This is a genomic window from Hymenobacter sp. CRA2, from assembly GCF_002007105.1.
Taxonomy (GTDB): domain Bacteria; phylum Bacteroidota; class Bacteroidia; order Cytophagales; family Hymenobacteraceae; genus Solirubrum.
Window position 1 is genome coordinate 1 of sequence record NZ_MVBC01000021.1, and the last position, 18,745, is coordinate 18,745.

Below are 18,745 nucleotides of genomic sequence, written 5' to 3' on the forward strand. Positions count from 1 at the left end.
CAGGCCCGTACCCGTGAAGCACTGGAGGCGGCTATCCAAACCGCGGTTGAGTGGATTTCCAGCAAGGATGCCAAAGCCTGGTTCAACCATTGTGGTTATCATGTACATCGTTCATGAATCCGCTATAGAACGGCGGCTTTATGAACACAGCCAAAACTTAGGACAAACGGGCCGTTTCACCGGGCGTTACCAGTGCAATCTTCTTGTGTACTTCGAGACTTTCCCTGACGCAATTCAGGCTATTGCCCGCGAGAAGGAAATCAAAGGGTGGAGTCGAACGAAGAAAGAAGAGCTGATTGCCACCATGAACCCGGGTTGGATGTCCATTGACCTACGAACCTGGGCTGGCTAGTTTAGCACGTCATGCAGAGCGCAGCGAAGCATCTCGCGTGCTGACGTTAGAGAGCATTTCTCTCGTTCAAAGATTTTACTACCTCGCATCAGCACGCGAGATGCTTCGCTGCGCTCTGCATGACGGTCAACGGCGACGTTCTGATAACCTCACTCCCACCCCGCTCGTCTAAACCGGCTACACCCAATCCGTAGCCGCCCATGAGTCTCTGGGAAATCATCAAGCGTCTGTTTCCTTATGTCCGCCCGTACCGCGGGCTGATCATTGCCACGTTGCTGCTGACGCTGGTGGGCTCGTTGGCGGCCCAGGTCAACCCCTTCGTGCTGCGCTACACGGTGGACACGGTGCAGGCGCTGCTGAACCGCAACGCCACGCTGGCCCAGGGCATGCCCATGCTGCTGCTGGTGAGCGGGCTGCTGCTGGGCAAGGAAATCATCAACACCTTCATCCAGTTCGGGCAGAAGTTCTACGGCGAGAAAATCCGCATCAACGTGTCGAGCACGCTCATGCACGACGCGGTGCACAAGGTGGTCAGCTACCAGCTCGGCTTCTACGCCGACAACGGCAACCAGACCGGCAAGCTGCAGACGCGCATCGACCGGGGCGTGGAGAGCCTGATGAAGCTGGTGCAGAACTTCTTCATCGACATTCTGCCCTTGTTCGCCAATTCCATCGTGGCGCTGGTGGTCATGTTCACCGCCAACGTGTATGTGGGGCTGGTGGCCGTGGCGGTGCTGCCTATCTACTTCTGGCTCAGCTACCGGCAGGCCGATAAGCTCAACGGCACCCGCCGGGCCCTGCGCGGCCTGCGCGAGGCCCGCAGCCAGGGCCTCGTCAACCTCATCGACTCGGCCGTGGTCATCAAGAGCTTCGTGCGCGAGGGCTACGAGGAGCAGAAGCAAAACCAGCAGCAGGATGCCTTGCAGCAGGCCCAGCTCGAAACGCGCAAAACCAACTTCCTCTACGACGGCCTCAAAACCTTCACCGAGCAAATCGGGGTGGTGCTCATCATCATCCTCACGGCCTACCTGGTTTTGGACCGGCAGATCAGCATCGGGGCCATCATGTTCCACATCCTGCTGTTCAACAACGTGTCGGCCCCAATCCGGCAGCTGCACCGCATCTACGACGAGATGAACGACGCGCTGACCTACTCCGAGGGCTTCTTCGACATCCTCGACGCCCAGGACGCCCAGGAGCCCACCGGCCCGCTGCAGCCGGAGCACCTCACGGGCACCTTCGACATCTGCAACGTGGACTTCAGCTACCCCAGCGGCACCCAGGCCCTGCACGACGTGTGCCTCACCATCGAGGCGGGCAAAACCACCGCGCTGGTGGGCCTAAGCGGGGCCGGCAAGAGCACCATCATCAACCTGCTTTGCAAGTTCTACGAGCCCCAAAGCGGCAAAATGCTGCTCGACGGCAAGCCCCTTACCGACTACGACACGCACGCCCTGCGCCAGCAAATCGGGCTGGTGCTGCAGAAAAACCACATTTTCAAGGGCACCATCGAGGAAAACATCCGTTACGGGCTGATGGACGCCACCCTGGAGCAGATTCAGCACGCGGCCAAGCAGGCGTATCTGCACGAGCAGATAATGGACCTACCCAAGGGCTACCAGTCCGACGCCCAGCAGCTCTCGGGCGGGCAGCAGCAGCGTATTGCCATTGCCCGCTTGTTCCTGAAAAACCCGCCCATCATCTTCCTCGACGAGCCCACCGCCTCGCTCGACGCCATTGCCACCGAGCAGATTAAAAACTCGCTCGACGCCATCAAGAAGGGCCGCACCGTAGTCATCATTTCCCACTCCCTGGCCCAGATTGTCGACTCCGACGTCATCTACGTGATGAAGCAGGGCCGCATGGTGGAAAGCGGCACCCACGAGCAGCTCTACGACCTGCGCGGCACCTACCGCGAAATATTCGACGCCTCGGCCCGCAGCCTCAACATCGAGAAACTGGCGCGGGTGCTGGTGGACGACGGGGACGAGGTGGAGGATACGGCGGCGTAGTTACAGCTGTTTTCTGAACGGCTATTGGGCAAGTAAAGACGCGTATTGGCGTTTCATCGTTGAACGACTGGTAGTAAGAAAGCCTGCAAGACGGCGCGGACGCCAATACGCGTCACACCGTTGGTGAAACTGATATATATTTGTCTGAACAGGCATTCAACAGTCATGAAAATAGTTACCTATATTTTTCTAGCCATTGTAGCAATAATTTTAATTGGATACAAAATAGCAGATTACAAGTTCATTAGCTATCAGGAAAAGGAGTATCAAAGAGCACAATTTGCCAATATCACCGAATCACCTAGAACATTTCCTGATTCTATCAAAATGCCAGACAAAAACTTTTGGTATTTGATTAATACATCGAAAGCCAAATACCCTTTCAACTACCGTTTGCAACTGGCTTACCTAACTGACACGCTATCTAAATGCAGCAACAAGGACATAATAGGTTTCGAATGCACTTTTAGAGAAAACATGGTTAGATTATGGAATTACAATATTAAATCCATGTATCAAATTATTGAAGGCAACTATATCTCAACTGATGACTTTGTGTATTTCAGAGGCTACTTGATTTCTCTGGGGCAAGAAATTACAAATACAGCTATACAGAACCCTGACTTGGTATCCGTGCCATTGGACAGAACTGAATGGTCAGGGGAAGACATGATATATGTTGCTGATCAAGCATATTCCACTAAAAACCGCCAATTGAAGGGCTCAACTGCCCCAAGAGACTCGGCGTCAGCGGTGGATTACGATTTTGGCAACTATAAAATGACTGGCCATTATATACCTCTTGATGAGTTTCCCCGGCGTTTTCCGAAGCTAACAGCACGTTATTAAGGCATGTCAAAGGCGCAATTTATAGTACCCCACTGCACTCACTTGGCGCGAGTTTAGCTACGCCGAACTCGCGCCAGCCGTCAGTCTTTACCTCGCCAATTACACTATGACTCTAGACCTCACCGGCATCACCAGCAAAGCCGCCATCCATCAGCTGTTCAAAGAGAAACTGGGCTTTGAAGACTGGTACGGCGCAAACTGGGACGCTTTCTGGGATTCTATTGTAGCCATTGTGGAAATGCCGGAGCAGCTGACGCTGACCAACTGGCAGGAGTTTGCCGAACACTGCCCGCGCGACATGCAGATTCTGCGGCAGGTAATCCAGGACTACGCGGTGGAAATGGCCCCGAAGCGCATCGTGCTGGCCTGATTGAGTACCCGGTACGGGCAGGCGGCGCTTGCGGCAAAACAGCCCGGGGCCACTGAAAATATTTCCCGCTCGCCTCACTTGCCCAAGCTCAGCCTTTCAATACCTTATGTCCGGTCCGGCCCTTGCCGGGTCGGGCTATTTTTCTTCACCAATTACCTTCTTTATCCATGCCCGCTTACCAGAGTTATTTCGACAACTTTTTCGCCACGCTGCCCCTGTCGCGGGTCAACTTCAAGCAGCTGGGCACCGCCACGCTCGGGGCGCTACGCGAGGCCCAATTGGGCAAGGAATTCGCCCCGCACGAGGCCGAGCTGACGGCCGCCCTGGCCGGCTTCGACGTGAACCTCACGGACGCGGCCGAATCCACCAGCGGCGACACGGCGGCGCTGCGCGCGGCCCGCCAGCAGTGGCTCTCGTTCGTCGACGACACCATGAAGGACTACGTGACGCCGCGCCTGCGCAAGCTGCCGGTGTACGCCGATTTCAAGAAGTACCAGAAGAGCAAACTTGCGGCCCTACCCCACGCCGAACTGCTGCAGCAGGGCAAGCAGCTGCTGGGGCTGTATGAGCAGCACGCCGCCGCGCTGCAGTATCCCACGCTGCCGGCCGACGCGCAGGCCGTGTACGCCCAGCTGACCGTCGCCCACGAAGAGCGTGGCACGGCCGGGGCCGCCATTCAGGGGGCCCGCGTGGCCCTGGCAGCCGACTGGCTGAAGCTGGCCCGCGCCCTGTGGCGCCTCAAGGCCCAGCTAGAGCTGCGCTTCGAGGAGCCAGCCGAGGTGTACCGCTTCTTCGACTTCGGCAAGGTGCGCGACGGAGGCAACCGCAAGAAAGCCGCCACCAAAGTGGTGCAGGCGGTAGACTAGCCCATACATAGGCCGCTTCCGGCGCCCGTACGGCCGCCTGCTTCTCGAAGCGGGCGGCCGTTCTTATGCGACAAGCGCCCCGCGTGCAGAAGCGGCGGGTTGTTGCAATGACAACAGCCTTCCGCTTCTTGAAGCAGCGCCTTATTTGCCCTGTGCAAAGGCAACGCTTCGGGAAGCACCGGCCTTTATCAGCGCTGGTGATAGGCTGCTTCGAGAAGCAGAGGCCTGACAACTTTCCAACAGCCGCCCGCTTCTCGAAGCGGCACACTAAGCGGACCACTAAGCGACTTCCCGGCGGCTACGGTGCGAGCCAACCTATTAGCCGACGCAAAGGCGGCGGAGCATTCCGGGGCCATGGCGTCCGATAATTACCCAGGCCACCTTGTTCTATCGGACGAATCAATAGCGCGGAACGCCTGCTTGCTCAGAGCACATGGTAGAAGATGAAGTAATTCATCGTCAGGTTGAAGGCGGCGTGGGTCACTATGGCGCCCAGAATGGATCCGCTACGGGTACGGGCGACGCCAAACAGCAAGCAGGTGCCAAACAGGGCGGCCACCCACAGCAGCGCGGGGCCGGGCAAGAACCGCCAGCTGCCGCCGAGGTACACGAGGCCGAAGTGCGCCAGGTGCACCCCGGCAAATGCCGCGCTGTCGAGGAGGGCAGCGCGGCGGTGCCCGAGGCGGCGGGCGCTGCACTCGTGCACCAGGCCGCGGTAAAACAGCTCCTCGCCGACGGGACTGAAGATCATACTCGGCCCCGAAAAAATCAGGAAGTACACGAGGCGGTTCTGGTCGTTGAGCACCTGGGCGAGGTTGCCGTAGGTGCGGGCAATGTAGGCCAGGCTATTGCCTTCGCCCAGGCCAAACAAGAGGCGCGTCAGGCCGAAGAGCACCGCGCAGCTCAGGGCCCCGAGCACGGCGCCCAGCAGTACGCCGCGCCAGCGCGTGGGCCGCACCAGCCCGATTTGTCGGCGGCCGGCCGGCGTGAGCAGCACCCACGGCAGCAGGGCCATGGCCACGAAGATGAGCGCCACGACCTGGTAGCTGCGCGTAACGTTGGCCTGCAGCACCAGGGCAAACCGCACGAGGCTGAACACGGCAATCAGGCCGGCGCCCGTGCGCCAGTCGAAGCGAAACCACGAGGCGGCCCAGGGCTTTACCAGCGGGGCCGCTGGTGCTGTTACCACAGTTGGCATAGAGGCAGAAAGCGGCCCAAAGGCCCTATTAGCGGTGAAAATAGGCGGTATTTATCGGGGCCGTTTTGCTACGCGCCCTCTCCCCGGTTGCAGCCGATGCGGTGATTGAAGCCCATCAGCAGGCCAAGCAACGGCAGCGACAGGACCACCGGGGCCACGTAGGCGGGCGCCGTAGTATCGAGCCAACTCAAGCTGCAGTACAACACCGCCGCGCCGACTGCCATTCCGGCCAGGCCCAGCACCAGCTGCCCCTGGAAGCGTTCCGTGCAGTTGTTTTCCTTCAGGTACTTGTAGCCAACGCGGGCAATGCCCAGTATCAGCCCCAAAGCCCCGCCGAGTACGGCAAACAACACGGACTCATACAGGCTCTGCCCGGCGTCCACGACACTGCCCAGCAGGCCGCCCACCACACCTCCCAGCACGCCGGTTACCGCGCCGATCAGCGTTTCTTCAAATGCCAGCAGTATTACTTCGACGTTGATTAGCTTGGCCATAGACTTAAGGTTGGTGGGATGGTATCAGATTGGCAAGCAAGCATTCTGCGCGTTAATTATCAAACACCTCTGCCGGACAGCCTGGAAGCTTTGATACTTTAATTCCTGGCTTACCTGAAAGCCCACGAACAGGAATATTGGGTCACCACCTTTTCGGAAGCTATGCAAGCCCTGACCCGGTAAGCGCGGCGTGCCGGGCCCATCGGGGCGGTGCTGTTGCAGGGTCGGCAGAGTAGCTGGACCCGTGTCGGCGCCCGCCAACGCCCATCCTTGCCCATCTTTGCGCCGCTACGGCCGCTGCGCCGTACGACCTTCCCATTTACCCGTTCCTTCGCCCCGCGCATGTTGCCTGTCAAGCGCCTCGCTCTTCTTTCCTTGCTGGCGCTGTCCACCACGCTGGCCGCCGCTCAGAAGTCTGCCTACTCCGTGCAGCCGCTCACGCTACCCCAGGAGTTGGCCGATAAGAACAACCAGTTTTCGGGGCTGTACCGGCACGGCAATCAGCTGCTGCTGCTCTCGGAAAGCCGCCTGCAGGAGCGCGCCGAGGCCAAGGTGTACGCCGTGGACCTGGCCAGCGTCGACGCCCAGCTGCGCGATAAGTCGGTGGCGCTACGCTACCGCAAGTACGCCATCCGGGGCCTGGAGCCGCTGCGCGCCCGCATGGACAGCGCCTGCCAGCACTACGAGGGGCTGGAGGCCATTACGCTGGTCGACAACACGGTGTACCTCACCGTCGAAACCACCACGCCCTCGGCCTACGGCTACCTGCTGCGCGGCGCCCTCGACGAAGGCGGCGGCAGCATCACCTTGGAGCCGAAGTACCTAGTGCCGGTGCCCAAACCGGCCCTGACCAACGGCGCGCATATCTCCAACGCCGGCTTCGAGGCGCTGACCAGCTACAACCGCGACGTGCTGCTGCTCTTTGAGTACAACTACTTCGCCCACGACAACTACGCCTACCGCCTGCCCGCCGGCGCGGCCACCCACGACGTGCCGCACTTCGTGCCGGTGGCGCGCCTGCCCTTCCGCCTCACCGACCTCGTGTACGAGGGCAACAACCGCTTCGTGGGCATCAATTACTTCTACAAGGGCGACGACGACAGCGAATACCGCACTCCGGCCGAGGACGCCAACACCAAACTCATTCAGGCGGGCACAGGCTATAAGAACTACTCCCGGCTGATTCGCCTGGAATACAAGAAGGACCGGCTGACGTGGAAGCCCTTGTTTGAGCTGCCCGCCGAGTACCAGAGCTACAACCTGGAAGGCATTGCGGCTTACAACGGCGGGTATTTCCTGATCAACGACAAGTACGGCCCCTCGAACCAGTCGACGCTGCTGTACTTGCAGAAGAAGTAGGTTGAGCCAGCGAGTAGCTGCGTAGTTTACGGCGACTTTACTCGTATCGGACCGCCAGATTGGCCCATATACAGATGCAGCTTCTATCTTCGAGCTTCCTCATGCCTTGTATGCTCGATATCAACTGTGACATCCAGATCTTGTTTCAGAACCACGGCGTGGGCGTGGTGGCATTGGCAGACAAAGCCCTGTTGCTGACCCGCACGCCGGCACTGGTCTGGGCACAAGTCGTGCTGCAGGAGTATCCGGACGGCGTATCTTCGCAGCTCGACGTGCGCTTGGATATCGGTCCGCAAATGCTGATTGAGTCCTTCGGGGATGTTGGCGAAGACGCGGAAAGTGCGGTGCAGAACAACCTGCGCAACTTCGCCCACAACAGCTTCCACGTGCTGCTAGCGGCGCTGCAGCAAACCACGACCGACAAGCAGATTGACACCGAGGAGTGGACCATAAACGGCCGGCAGTGGCGCGTGTACATGGGCAACTACGGCATCAAATCCCTGGGCGGGCAACCGGTAACGGTGCCGCAGGAATTGGTTACGACCTTAGAATCCATTATCCGGCAGTTGCCGCTCACCCAACCCCACCACTGGTTCCGCCTTTTCCTTTCCTGCCACCAGCGCGAGCTGACCTATGTGGAGTTTCTGATGGATAACGCGCCGGTGCCGACCGTGGAGGAGCAACTACGGCAGCTCGACTGGCAGTTAGCGGACGATTTTTACAGCGTTCGGCTCTTTCTGATGCTGCAGCAATTGCCTACCGGTACTGCTTAGCTCCCTATACCATGCCCGGCGAAACCAACCTCACCCAACTGCTGCGCACCATGCAGCCCGAATTGCAGCCCGGCCGCTACGTGTTTTGCACCGTCGATTCACTCTTGGGCTTCGACGTGAGCGAGGCCATAGGCCTGTTTCGGGAGCGGGAAGGCTGGACGCTCATTCTGCCCCAAGCCGCCGCCGACCGCCTGCAACTGCCCTACTCGTACGTAGCGGCCTGGCTGACGCTGACAGTGCATTCGGCCCTGGAAGCGGTGGGCCTGACGGCAGCCTTTGCGCAGGCGCTGGCCCGGGCCGGCGTGAGCTGCAATGCGGTAGCCGCCTACTACCACGACCATATCTTCGTGGCCGAGCGCGACGCGGAGCGGGCTTTGCAGGTGCTGCGGCAGCTGGCCGCTACCGCGTCCTGATACCCACTGCCTGCGCCTATGGATAACTACCAGGAAAGCATCGACGCCTTCGACCAGCAGGCCGCCGCGTACCAGGCCAAGTTCATGGATGTGCACCTGTACGACGACACCTACGACGCCCTCTGCGAGTTGCTGCCGCCGGGCGCGGCGCGGGTGCTCGACGTGGGCTGCGGCCCCGGCAACATTACCCACTACCTGCTCGCCAAGCGCCCCGGACTGCTTATCGACGCCCTTGACGCGGCCCCGGGCATGATAACACTGGCCCAGGCCAACAACCCCCACGCCACGTGCCGGGTCATGGATTGCCGCGACATCGGCCAGCTTCCCGGTCCGTACGACGCCGTGGTTTGCGGCTTCTGCCTGCCCTACCTCGACCAAGCCGATGCCGCCCAGCTACTGCGGGACGCGGCCGGGCTACTGGGTCGCGGCGGCGCACTTTATGGCAGCCTCATCGAGGGCGACTACGCGCACTCAGGCCCGCAAACCAGCAGCAACGGCCAGCACCGCGCCCACGTGTACTACTACAGGGCCGGGCAGGTACAAAGCTGGCTTGTGGCCAGCGGCCTGGAGTTGCTGACGCTGGTACGCAAGACGGACGCGGCGCCCGGCAGTCCGGCGCCGGTTCAGCTGATTTTTATTGCCCGCAAAGCGTAGGCGCAGCCCCGCGCCGGCCCCGGGTGTATTCGTTGGGCGGCGGCTTACGTATGTGCCCTCGGGCTGGCTTGCTGCCCCAGCCTGGCCGCATTCCGGCGCAGCGTAAAACACATGGCGCTTTCGGGTTCCGGCCGCAGAGCCGGGTTGCTGATACTGGGTATTCTGGGCGTGGTGCTGCTCGGTGCGGGCGTGCTGGGCACGCGCTATGGCCGCCGCTACCTCGAGCAGCAGCTACGCCAGCACCTGGCCGCCAACTCCGATTTGCGGGTCAGCCCGTTACAGGTGCGCCTGTCGTGGCGCGACTTTCCCTACCTGACGGCCCAGCTGCAACCCCTTACCTTCACCGATACGGCCTACCGCCGCGCCGAGCCCGTGCTGCAACTGGGCCGCGTGGATGCCCGCCTGGCCCTGGGCAGCCTGCTGCGGGGCCGCGTGCGCGTAACCCGCCTGGTGGTGCACGGCGCCACCCTGCGCACCTACGTGGACGGGCGCGGCCGGCGCTGGACGCTGCACGGCCGGCGCCGCTCCGGCCCCGGGCAGCCGCCCGCATTTACCTTCGAGCTCGACGCCATCCGGCTCCACAACGTGCGCCTGGCTTTCCGCAACGATTACAAGGGCAGCGCCTTCGCCGCGCAAATCCACGAAGCCCAGCTCCGCGCCGGCCTGCACGGCGACGAGCTGCGCCTCAGCGGGCAGCTCAGTGGCTTGGTTGACTCGCTGCACAACCGCAGCGGGGAAGTGCTGGGGCGCCGCCCCGTGCAGGCCTGGGTGCATTACCGCTACGCCTTCAGTCGGCGGCAGGGCACCTTCTGGCGCACCCGCGCCACGCTCAACGGCGACACGATTCACGTAGCGGGCACCCACACCACGGCGGTTGCCGAACCAGCTGGGTCCATCCTGCGCCTGCGCTTCGAAGGCGAGCAGGCCCTGATGGGCGTACTGCGAACGGCCCTGCCGCCCAGCTTCGAGCCCTTTCTGCACGGGGCACGCAGCCCGAGCAAGGCCCACATCCGCTACACCATTTCGGGCCTGAGCAGCCCCACCGTGCTGCCGCGCAACGTGCTGCGCTTTCAGCTGCGCCGGGCCCGGCTGCTGTGGCCCGATTCCACGCGGCGCATCAACCACTGGGACTTGCTGGCCGTGCTCGACAACGGACCAGCGCACAGCTCCCGCACTACCTCGCTCACGCTGCAGCGCTGCCGCATCTACTCGCCCATGGGTGAGCTGAATCTGCGCGCGACGGTACGCAACTTCGACCACCCCAGTATTATCGGCGAGCTGCGCGGCCGCACCGATCTGCCGGCCCTGGCCGCGCTGGTAGCGCCCGGCGCGTGGCGGGCCGAACGCGGCCGGGCTACCCTGGATGTGCGCCTGCGCGGTCTGCTGCTCACGGCCGCCAACCAAACGCCCGCCGAAATGGCCGGCCGCTTGTCCCTGCGGGGTAGCGTAACGCTGCAGGATGCAAACTTCGAGCTGCTGAGCCGACGCGCCCATGTGCGCAACCTCAACGTGCGCCTGGGCCTGCGCGACAGTTTGTGGCAGCTGACGGACCTATCGGGGCAGGTAGCCGGCATGCGCTTCCGGGCGTCGGCGCGCACGCTGTACCTGCTGGAATACCTCACCGGCCGGCGCCCCGCCACCCAGATTACCGGTTCGCTGGCCGCCGATGAGCTGCGCGTAGCCGAGCTGGGCCAGCTGCTGCGCCCCTCCCGCCCGGCTGTCCCGCGCAACCAACGGCGGTCTTCCTCCCCTGACACTACCTTGCTGCCGTCCGGGCTGCGCCTGAACCTCGGCCTGCAGTGCGCCCGGCTGGTACTGCCCGCCGATACGCTGTATGAGGTAGCCATGCACGTGGCCCGCGACGCTCAGCGCACCCGGCTCAGCAAAGTATCGGCGCGTATGTGGGGCGGCCTGATGCAGGGCCAGGCAGCGTGGCCCGTGCCGAGCCGCCGGACGCTGGAGCCGCCCACGTTTCGGCTGGCGCTGCGCTTCGGCAACGTGGATTACCTGCGCGTTATCCGGCTGCTGGCCCACCCCGACAGCCGGGTGCCCCGGCGGGCGGGTAGTCCTCGGGCCACGGCGAACCAGCGCAGCAGCCTAGCCGTGCGGGAGCTGCTGCTGGCGGCCAACGGGCAGGCCACCTGCCAGATCAACTCCCTGCGCCTGCCAGTGGGCGAAAACCTGCGCCACGTGCGGCTGCAGGTCAGCAAAACGGGCGCTCAGCTGCGCATGCCCGCGTTGTACTTCGCCACCAGTACTGGCGGCGGGGCAGGCTTTGCGCAGGCCACGGCCCGCGTGGTCGAGGGCCGCCTGGCTGCCGCCAGTGCCAATCTGGACTTGCGCTACGCCACCGTGGACGTGCAACGGCTACTGCTGGCCCTGGCCAGCTTGCAGCCACCGGAGGAAAAAGAAGCCATCCGCCGCCGGGCCGCGGGCGAAAAGCCGGGCTCCGGGCGGGCTTCGGCGCTGCTCCGCAACGACCTGCTTACAGCTCGATTGCACGTTCGGGCCGAGCATGTGCGCTACGGAGCCCTTACCGGCACGGGCTTCCGCCTGACCTCGCAGCTGCGGCCCGGCGAGGCCCGGCTGGACGAGTGCGTGCTGCGCGCCTTCGGGGGCGAGGTAAGCCTGCGGGGCCGCCTGCAAACCGATGCGCCCGATGGCCACCACCCCGTGCACGTACAGGCCTTGCTGACTAACATTGCGCTGCCGCGGCTCTTCGAAGTAGCCGACGCGCTGCGCCTGGAAGTACTCGGCAGCGACAACGTGCGCGGCACCATGCGCTGCCAGGCCGACTTATACAGCGACCTGGGCCCCGATTTTCTGCCGGCCATCGAGCGTACGCGGGGCTACGCGCAGGCCAGCATTCAGGACCTGGAACTGCGGAACGTGACGGCCCTGGAGCAGGCGCTGAAGTTTATTGGGGAGCACCGCACCAGCCACCTGTACTTCCGGCCGGTCAATACGCAGTTCTTCCTCGATGGGCCGCGGCTGCTGGTGCCGCAGCTGCTGCTCAACAGCAACCTCACGGATATGGAAATCAGCGGCGAGTACTACCTCACGGGCCGCTCCAATCTGTACGTGGGGCTTAATCCCGTGCAGGCCCTGCTCGGCAATAACCGCAAGCGCACGGCGCGCATCCGCGAGAACCAGCCCAACCGCCGCCCCGACCGGCATCTGCTCTACGTGAACCTGCACCGGCCCGACGGGGGCACGCGCTATGCCGTACGCCTGTTTAAGCGCGGCGAGAAAAAGCAGCAGCAAGCCGCCTTGTACCAGGAGTACCGGCAGCTGCTCCGCCGCCAGCCCGTGGATACTACCCTGCTCCTGCTGCGCCAGTGACGGGTAACCAGGCCATTTGGCACTACCGGCTAATCCGCTTTTTGAAACAGACAGGCCAGGATGCGCGGCATGGTGTTGCGGTCGTCGTCATCGAACCATTCCTGCACGCGCCGCACCTGAAAATGCGCCCGGAAGGCGGCTTCTGTAAAGTCAGATAGGTGGTGCACAAAGGCGGGTGGTTCCACCGTGCTACCCGGGCTGATTTCGAAGCGGGCCCGGCTGCCCTGGTACTGCCGAAAGGGGTGCAGTTCGCCCAGGTAAAACCAGCCGCCCGGCCGCAGTACGCGGCGGGCTTCGGCAAACACGTGGTCGAGGTTGGCAATGTGCTCCAGCACGAGGCTACAGGTCAGCAGATCGGCCGCGGCGGCCGGGGCGAAGTGCCAGGGCTGGGTGATGTCGGCGGACTGAAACCGGATGTGCGGCTGCGGCAGCTTGCGGCGGGCCTGCTCCATCATTGCCGCCGAAAAGTCGACGGCGGTGAGCTGCCCGACCTGCGCGGCCAGCCATTCGGTGTTCTTGCCCGTACCGCAGCCCAGCTCAATAGCCGCGGCGTGCGGCCCGGCCGGCGCCAGCGCCCGGATGGCGCGGGCTTCCAGGTCGCGGGTTTTGTTGAGCATGGCGTCGTAGCTGCCGGCCCAGGCGTCGTAGGCTTGCTGGATATTCATACCCCAAGCTGCACAAAAAAGCCGGGCCGCGCGTGGTTGGCGCGGCCCGGCTTTAGCTGAAACAATGGCAGTTAGCTTACAGTAGGCGGATTGCGTCCGGCGTCGGGGGCGCCGCCGGCTAGCTGCGTCACCATGTCGTCGAGGATTTGCTTGTTGTAGCCCACGCGGTTGGCGTACTCCAGGCACAGCCCGTACTCGCGCGGGTCGATTTGGCCGTCCTGCAGCATCATCTGCACCAGCGTCTGCAGCTCCAGCGTGCGTTGCAGCCCGTCGGCGGCCACCACGAAGCTGAGTACGCTGAGGTTGTCGGCAATGGGGCGCACGTCGTCGTAGCTCAGGCCCAGGCGCTGCCCGATCTGCACCAGAAAGTCGCCTTCGTCTTTGTCCAGGCGGCCGTCGGCAGCGGCTACCAGAATCAGGTTTTGGAAGAAGGCCAGTTTCTTTTGCTGGGTGTCGAGCAGTTTATCGAGCGGGTGGGCGGTCTGCTTGGTTTGCATGAGTCCGGGAAGGTTCAGCGTGAAGGATGGGACAGGCCCTGCGGCCGGGTCGGTTTATTCAACGGCCGCCTGGGCGGAAGGTTGGCGGCAGCCCAGGCAGCAAGCCCGCCCTCACCCGGCTCGACAAGGACCTCGTTACCCCATTTCTAAAGTCTGATTTTACCCGATTATGTGAGTCCGGTGGGTATCGGGTTGCCGTAATATTGTCAGCGGTAGCGGGTACCACCGCCCGCTCATTCATTCGTCTCCTTTTTTTCCTGCCGTCATGAACCAACAACCTTCAACTGCTTTCGTGGGGGCCTCCTGGATGGCCCTGATTATCGGCGTGCTGGCCTACAACATTGGCCTGTGGAACGCCAGCATGGCCCTGAACGAAAAGGGTTACTACTTCACTATCCTTATGTACGGGCTCTTTGCTGCCATTTCGGTGCAGAAAAGCGTGCGCGACCGGCTCGAAGGCATTCCGGTGACCAACCTGTACTTCGGCATCAGCTGGCTGTCCACTATCCTGGCCGTGTTGCTGCTGGTGGTAGGCCTGTGGCACGCCTCGCTCACGCTCAGCGAAAAGGGCTTTTACGCCATGTCGTTTACCCTGAGCCTCTTTTCCGCCATTGCCGTGCAGAAAAACACCCGCGACAACAACCCGCAGCCGAACACCGCTCCTACCCCGCACGTGGAAGAACGCCGGCGGGTGGAGCAGGAGGCCTAAAGACCTCTTGCCCGAACGCAAAACGGCCCCGCGGAAGCTCCGCGGGGCCGTTTTGCGTTAAGCCGATAAGTGTCTTCTACAGCTCGTCCTTCATCACGGCTACGGCCTCGCGCAGCGTCAGGTCTTTGCGCAGGGGCTGGATGAAGCGGCGGGTGCGGCCCTGGGCGAGGCTGTCGGCAGCGGAGGCAGGCGCGGCCATAGCCACGGGGCTCACGTCGAGGGCAACGCCCTGCTGCTGGATCTGCTTGAACTTCTCGGCCGCCGCGTGGGCCTGCTGCTGCTCGGCGCGGTAGGCTGCCAGGTTCAGCGACACCACCGTAGTCTGCCGGCGCTTGGCCATGTCCTGTACCGCATCGTTGAGCACGCGAAAGGCGGGGTTGGCGGCCACGCGGCTGTTGCTGGCGGCTTTCAGCTTGTCCACGGCCGGGGCGGCGGCCCAGGTCTGGTACTTGGCCGGGGCAATTTCGTCCCAGGGCAGCGGGTAATCGGTGTCCTGCTCGCCGTCGGCCAAGGTGCTGTAGCCATCGGGCACCAGGATATCGGGCGTCACGCCCTTAAACTGCGTGCTGGCGCCGTTGATGCGGTAGTACTTCTGGATGGTGAGCTTGAGCGAGCCGAAGGGCTTGAGCGCGGCCAGCTGCGGGTTCTGGTCGGTGTTCATGATGTCGTCGAGCTCGAAAATGCGCTGCACCGTGCCTTTGCCGTAGGTGGTGTTGCCCACAATCACGCCGCGCTTGTAGTCCTGAATGGCACCAGCCAGAATCTCGGAGGCCGAGGCGCTGTAGCGGTTTACCAACACCACCAGCGGGCCGTCGTAAAGCACTTTCGGGTCGGGGTCGCTCACCACTTCGGCGGCGCGCTGCCGGCTCTTTACCTGTACCATGGGGCCGCTGGGCACAAACAGGCCGGCCATGTCGGCCGCGTCCTGCAAGGAGCCGCCGCCGTTGAAGCGCAAATCCAGCACCACGCCCTGCACGTTCTGGGCCTTGAGCTTTTCCAGCTCGGCGCGCACGTCCTCGGCCGAGTTGCGGCCGCCGTTGCGGTTGAAGTCGGCGTAGAAGCTGGGCAGCAGGATGTAGCCGAACTTCTTGCCGCCTTCGTTAATCACGGCCGACTGCGCGTAGGCTTCCTCCAGCACCACCACGTCGCGGATGATGGGAATGACCTTGACCACGCCGTCGGGCTTTTTCACCGTCAGGCGCACCTCCGTGCCCTTTTTGCCGCGGATGAGCTGCACCACTTTGTCCTGGCGCATGCCCTCCACCGACACGGGCTCGGCGGCGCCCTGGCCCACGCGCAGAATCACGTCGCCGGCTTTCAGCTCGCCCTGCCGGTACGAGGCCGAGCCGGGCACGATGGTAGCCACAATGATCTGCCCGTCTTTCTCCCCGATCTGGGCGCCGGTGCCTTCGAGGCGGCCGGTCAGGGCCAGATCGAAGTTGGTTTTATCCTTGGGCGCGAAGTACTCCGAGTGCGGGTCGAAGGTGTTGGCCACGGTGTTGGCAAACGCGGCGAGGCGGTCGGCTTCGTCGGTCTGGCGCAGGTCGTTGAAGTACTCGTCGTAGTACTTGAGCACCTGCTTGCGGGCGTCGGCCTCCAGCTGAGCGGGCGTGCGCACCGGCGTCGAAATGGTGGCCTGCGAGGGTTTGGCCTTGGCGGCGGCCAGCGACTTGGTTTGCTGGCGACTCTGCTCATCCATCATTTCCGAGACGCGCGCCAGGGTTTGGTACTTGAGCAGGCGGCGCCACAAGTCGCGACGGGCGGCGGCATCGGCGGGGAAGTCGAGCTTGTCGGGCTCGGTTTCCAGCGTTTCGTTGGCCGTGAAGTCGAAGGGCTGTTGCAGCAGCTCGCGGTACAGGGCCTGCGTTTCCTGCACGCGCTGGTCGATGAGCTTGGTGCTTAGGTCCAGAAACTCGTGCTTGCCCTGCTGAATTTCGTTGTCGATGTTCTTCTCGTACTGGCGCAGCTGCTTCACATCCTGCTGCAGCAGAAAACGCTTGCCGCCGTCGAGGCGCTTGAGGTAAAGGTCGAACACGCGCTTGGAGAAGGCGTCGTCGAGGCGCTCGGGCTGCACGTGGGCCACGCCCAGGCCCTGGGCTACGGTAGCCAGTAGTACTTCTTTTTTCTGGGGCGGCACCCCGTCGGCCGGGCGCGGCACCGTGCCGCTGCCGGGAAACATCAGCAGGAAACCGGGCAGCAGCGCCGGGAAGAAGCCCAGGGTGGAGCGAAAAGACAACATATAAGCGGAAAAGCGAAGTCGAAGGAAAGGATGGAAAAGCAAGCTACCGAATCGGCGAGGATAAATCGGCGGGGGTGGCCGGTAGTCTGACTACCAAGACACTAATGCCCGAAACGGGTTGCACGCGGGCGGCAGGCTCACATAAGCATGTGAGCCAGTGCAAATCACTTGCCAGCGCACGCGGGGCAAAAACTGAAGCAGGAACATGCGCAGCTGCTTCCGGTATCTTCGCGATGCTCAACGACGAATGCTTTAGTGACTTTGGAAGCGACGGTAACGTATCCGCTCGACTGCGGACGCCACCATGTACTGGACCTGGATGCCGACGAATTCGGCAACTACATAGCCCTGCTCAGCACTGGCGAAGTGTGGACAAATGAACAACGCGTGCCGCTACGCCAACGGTTCACCTCGGCTTACATCCGGCAAGTGGATGCGGACCGGTTTGTCATCGTAGAAATCCGCCGACGCTCCCGTAACAACGCCTTTGTATTCGACGTCACGGGCCGTAAACTGCTCGACTTCGATGCCGGCGACGCGGTGGCGGATGTGTTGGTGCAGGCTGGCCAGATTGTCATTTCCTACTTCGACGAGGCGGCGGGCAGTACCGGCCCGGGCGCCGATGGCCTAGCCGTGTTCGATGCCACCGGCCGGCAAACCTTTGGCCTTAATGCCCAGCACCCCGGCTTCGTGCTGGACTGCTACGCCCTGTGCAAGCTCGGGGCGGACAGCGTGCTGGCGTACACCTACACGGGCTTTCCGCTCGTTGAGCTGCGCCTTACCGATTACCGGCTCCTGACCCAGCCGACGCCCCCGGACGTTGCGGGCGCGCACGAGCTGACGACCAGCTACTCGAACGTCGTCTTCTACGGTTCGTACGCGGAATCTGCCCGCTTCTGTTGGTGGGACCGTAAAACCAACGTCAAGCCCTTTGGCCACCTCCCTACGGCTGGCCTGCGCGGCATCGGGGCCGGCAAGTTTCTGACTTTCGACGCGCGCAGCTTCACCATCATCGACGCCATGGCCTTGATGCAGCAGGAGCACCGCCAACGCTGATGGGCCGTTACTCCAGTTATTGCCCATGGAAACCTACGTTCTCGGTGATATTCACGGCGCGTACCGGGCCCTGGAGCAGGTGCTGGAGCGCAGCCCCTTCCGCCCCGGCATCGACCGGCTCATTCACCTGGGCGACGTGGCCGATGGCTGGCCCGATACGCCCGAGTGTGTGGAACGGCTGCTGAGCATTCCTAACAGCCTGTGGGTGGTGGGCAACCACGACTGGTGGACGGCCGTGTGGATGGCTACCAAGCCGGACTTCGCGCGCCTCAACCAGAACTGGTACACCCAGGGCGGCCGCGCTACCTACGAAGCCTACCAGCGCGGCCCCGCCGAGCGCATTCAGCGCCACTTCGACGAGTTTTTCGGCAAGCAGGAAACGTACTTCGAGGAAGGCAGCAACCTTTACCTGCACGGCGGCTACGACCCTGCCCAGCCCATTGCTGAGCAAGACCCCTTCGAGCTGTTCTGGAACCGTGACCTGTGGCGGCAGGGCCTAACTGCTACGGCCTACCACGAGTGTTTTATCGGCCACACTCCTACCTGGCCGGCCAGCAGCGTGCCTGTGCAGCGGGCCAATGTGTGGAACCTGGACCAGGGCGCCGGGTACGGCGGGCCGCTAAGCATGCTGAACGTGCGCACCAAGGAGTACGTGCAAAGCGACCCAGTGCAGAGCCTCTACCCGGGCGTGCAGGGGCGGTAACAGACCAACTTCTGGCGCTTGGTGTACCGCAGTCTTTCTTAGGCCACAAACATCTCCTAGCCCGAATAGTTGATATAGTACCATTATAAATCCGCACTGTAGCCAGATTTGCACTCACCCGCAACTATTGTACTTATACCTATATAAACGTCGCAAATCGCAAACAACATATTTCTACCAAAAACGCCGTTTTA

At 62.5% G+C, this 18,745-nt stretch carries 18 protein-coding genes; 13 read left to right on the forward strand and 5 right to left on the reverse strand.

The window, feature by feature from the left end:
* Positions 1-100: 100 nt before the first annotated feature.
* From B0919_RS22705 to B0919_RS22725, 5 genes are all read left to right on the forward strand, one after another.
* On the forward strand, positions 101-352 hold the full coding sequence (locus B0919_RS22705; RefSeq protein WP_217701066.1) for a GIY-YIG nuclease family protein: 252 nt from the start codon (positions 101-103) through the stop codon (positions 350-352).
* Between the two features lie 200 nt (positions 353-552).
* Complete coding sequence (locus tag B0919_RS22710; protein WP_078014601.1) at positions 553-2,364, forward strand: ABC transporter ATP-binding protein; 1,812 nt, start codon at positions 553-555, stop codon at positions 2,362-2,364.
* A gap of 165 nt (positions 2,365-2,529) precedes the next feature.
* The gene (locus B0919_RS22715; RefSeq protein WP_078014602.1) at positions 2,530-3,213 is read left to right on the forward strand and encodes a DUF4240 domain-containing protein; all 684 of its coding nucleotides are present in this window, start codon (positions 2,530-2,532) and stop codon (positions 3,211-3,213) included.
* A gap of 106 nt (positions 3,214-3,319) precedes the next feature.
* A complete protein-coding gene (locus tag B0919_RS22720) occupies positions 3,320-3,583 on the forward strand; it encodes a barstar family protein (RefSeq protein WP_078014603.1) in 264 nt (87 codons plus the stop codon).
* Between the two features lie 167 nt (positions 3,584-3,750).
* Positions 3,751-4,449, forward strand: a complete 699-nt coding sequence (locus tag B0919_RS22725) for a hypothetical protein (RefSeq protein ID WP_078014604.1) — start codon at positions 3,751-3,753, stop codon at positions 4,447-4,449.
* Positions 4,450-4,873: 424 nt separating this feature from the next.
* Here B0919_RS22725 and B0919_RS22730 read toward each other — a convergent pair whose 3' ends face one another.
* Together B0919_RS22730 and B0919_RS22735 are read right to left on the reverse strand one after the other, a co-directional pair.
* Complete coding sequence (locus tag B0919_RS22730; protein WP_078014605.1) at positions 4,874-5,647, reverse strand: CPBP family intramembrane glutamic endopeptidase; 774 nt, start codon at positions 5,645-5,647, stop codon at positions 4,874-4,876.
* 68 nt (positions 5,648-5,715) lie between these two features.
* A complete protein-coding gene (locus B0919_RS22735; RefSeq protein WP_078014606.1) occupies positions 5,716-6,141 on the reverse strand; it encodes a hypothetical protein in 426 nt (141 codons plus the stop codon).
* Positions 6,142-6,411: 270 nt separating this feature from the next.
* Between B0919_RS22735 and B0919_RS22740 the strand changes: the two genes are divergently transcribed.
* The 5 genes from B0919_RS22740 to B0919_RS25900 all read left to right on the forward strand — a co-directional run bounded on the left by B0919_RS22740 (position 6,412) and on the right by B0919_RS25900 (position 12,682).
* Complete coding sequence (locus tag B0919_RS22740; RefSeq protein ID WP_139362334.1) at positions 6,412-7,500, forward strand: hypothetical protein; 1,089 nt, start codon at positions 6,412-6,414, stop codon at positions 7,498-7,500.
* 110 nt (positions 7,501-7,610) lie between these two features.
* Entirely contained in the window at positions 7,611-8,273 is a 663-nt protein-coding gene (locus B0919_RS22745; protein WP_078014608.1) for a DUF6348 family protein, read from the forward strand.
* Between the two features lie 11 nt (positions 8,274-8,284).
* The gene (locus tag B0919_RS22750; RefSeq protein ID WP_078014609.1) at positions 8,285-8,686 is read left to right on the forward strand and encodes an ACT domain-containing protein; all 402 of its coding nucleotides are present in this window, start codon (positions 8,285-8,287) and stop codon (positions 8,684-8,686) included.
* Between the two features lie 18 nt (positions 8,687-8,704).
* Positions 8,705-9,340, forward strand: a complete 636-nt coding sequence (locus tag B0919_RS22755) for a class I SAM-dependent methyltransferase (RefSeq protein ID WP_078014610.1) — start codon at positions 8,705-8,707, stop codon at positions 9,338-9,340.
* A 144-nt stretch (positions 9,341-9,484) separates the two neighbouring features.
* The gene (locus B0919_RS25900; RefSeq protein WP_078014611.1) at positions 9,485-12,682 is read left to right on the forward strand and encodes an AsmA-like C-terminal region-containing protein; all 3,198 of its coding nucleotides are present in this window, start codon (positions 9,485-9,487) and stop codon (positions 12,680-12,682) included.
* A 29-nt stretch (positions 12,683-12,711) separates the two neighbouring features.
* Here the strand turns inward: B0919_RS25900 and B0919_RS22765 are convergent, their stop codons facing one another.
* The gene (locus B0919_RS22765) at positions 12,712-13,347 is read right to left on the reverse strand and encodes a class I SAM-dependent methyltransferase (RefSeq protein WP_078014612.1); all 636 of its coding nucleotides are present in this window, start codon (positions 13,345-13,347) and stop codon (positions 12,712-12,714) included.
* 71 nt (positions 13,348-13,418) lie between these two features.
* A complete protein-coding gene (locus B0919_RS22770; protein WP_078014613.1) occupies positions 13,419-13,844 on the reverse strand; it encodes a TerB family tellurite resistance protein in 426 nt (141 codons plus the stop codon).
* A 265-nt stretch (positions 13,845-14,109) separates the two neighbouring features.
* Between B0919_RS22770 and yiaA the strand changes: the two genes are divergently transcribed.
* A complete protein-coding gene (gene yiaA / locus B0919_RS22775) occupies positions 14,110-14,553 on the forward strand; it encodes an inner membrane protein YiaA (RefSeq protein WP_078014614.1) in 444 nt (147 codons plus the stop codon).
* A 76-nt stretch (positions 14,554-14,629) separates the two neighbouring features.
* Here the strand turns inward: yiaA and B0919_RS22780 are convergent, their stop codons facing one another.
* On the reverse strand, positions 14,630-16,792 hold the full coding sequence (locus B0919_RS22780; RefSeq protein WP_078014615.1) for a carboxy terminal-processing peptidase: 2,163 nt from the start codon (positions 16,790-16,792) through the stop codon (positions 14,630-14,632).
* A 261-nt stretch (positions 16,793-17,053) separates the two neighbouring features.
* On the opposite strand from B0919_RS22780, the gene B0919_RS22785 reads away from it, so the two are divergent.
* Positions 17,054-17,848, forward strand: coding sequence for a hypothetical protein (locus B0919_RS22785; protein ID WP_078014616.1), 795 nt, complete (start codon positions 17,054-17,056; stop codon positions 17,846-17,848).
* Positions 17,849-17,873: 25 nt separating this feature from the next.
* Positions 17,874-18,551: a metallophosphoesterase gene (locus B0919_RS22790; RefSeq protein WP_078014617.1), complete on the forward strand. Its 678-nt coding sequence runs from the start codon at positions 17,874-17,876 to the stop codon at positions 18,549-18,551.
* Positions 18,552-18,745 lie beyond the last annotated feature (194 nt).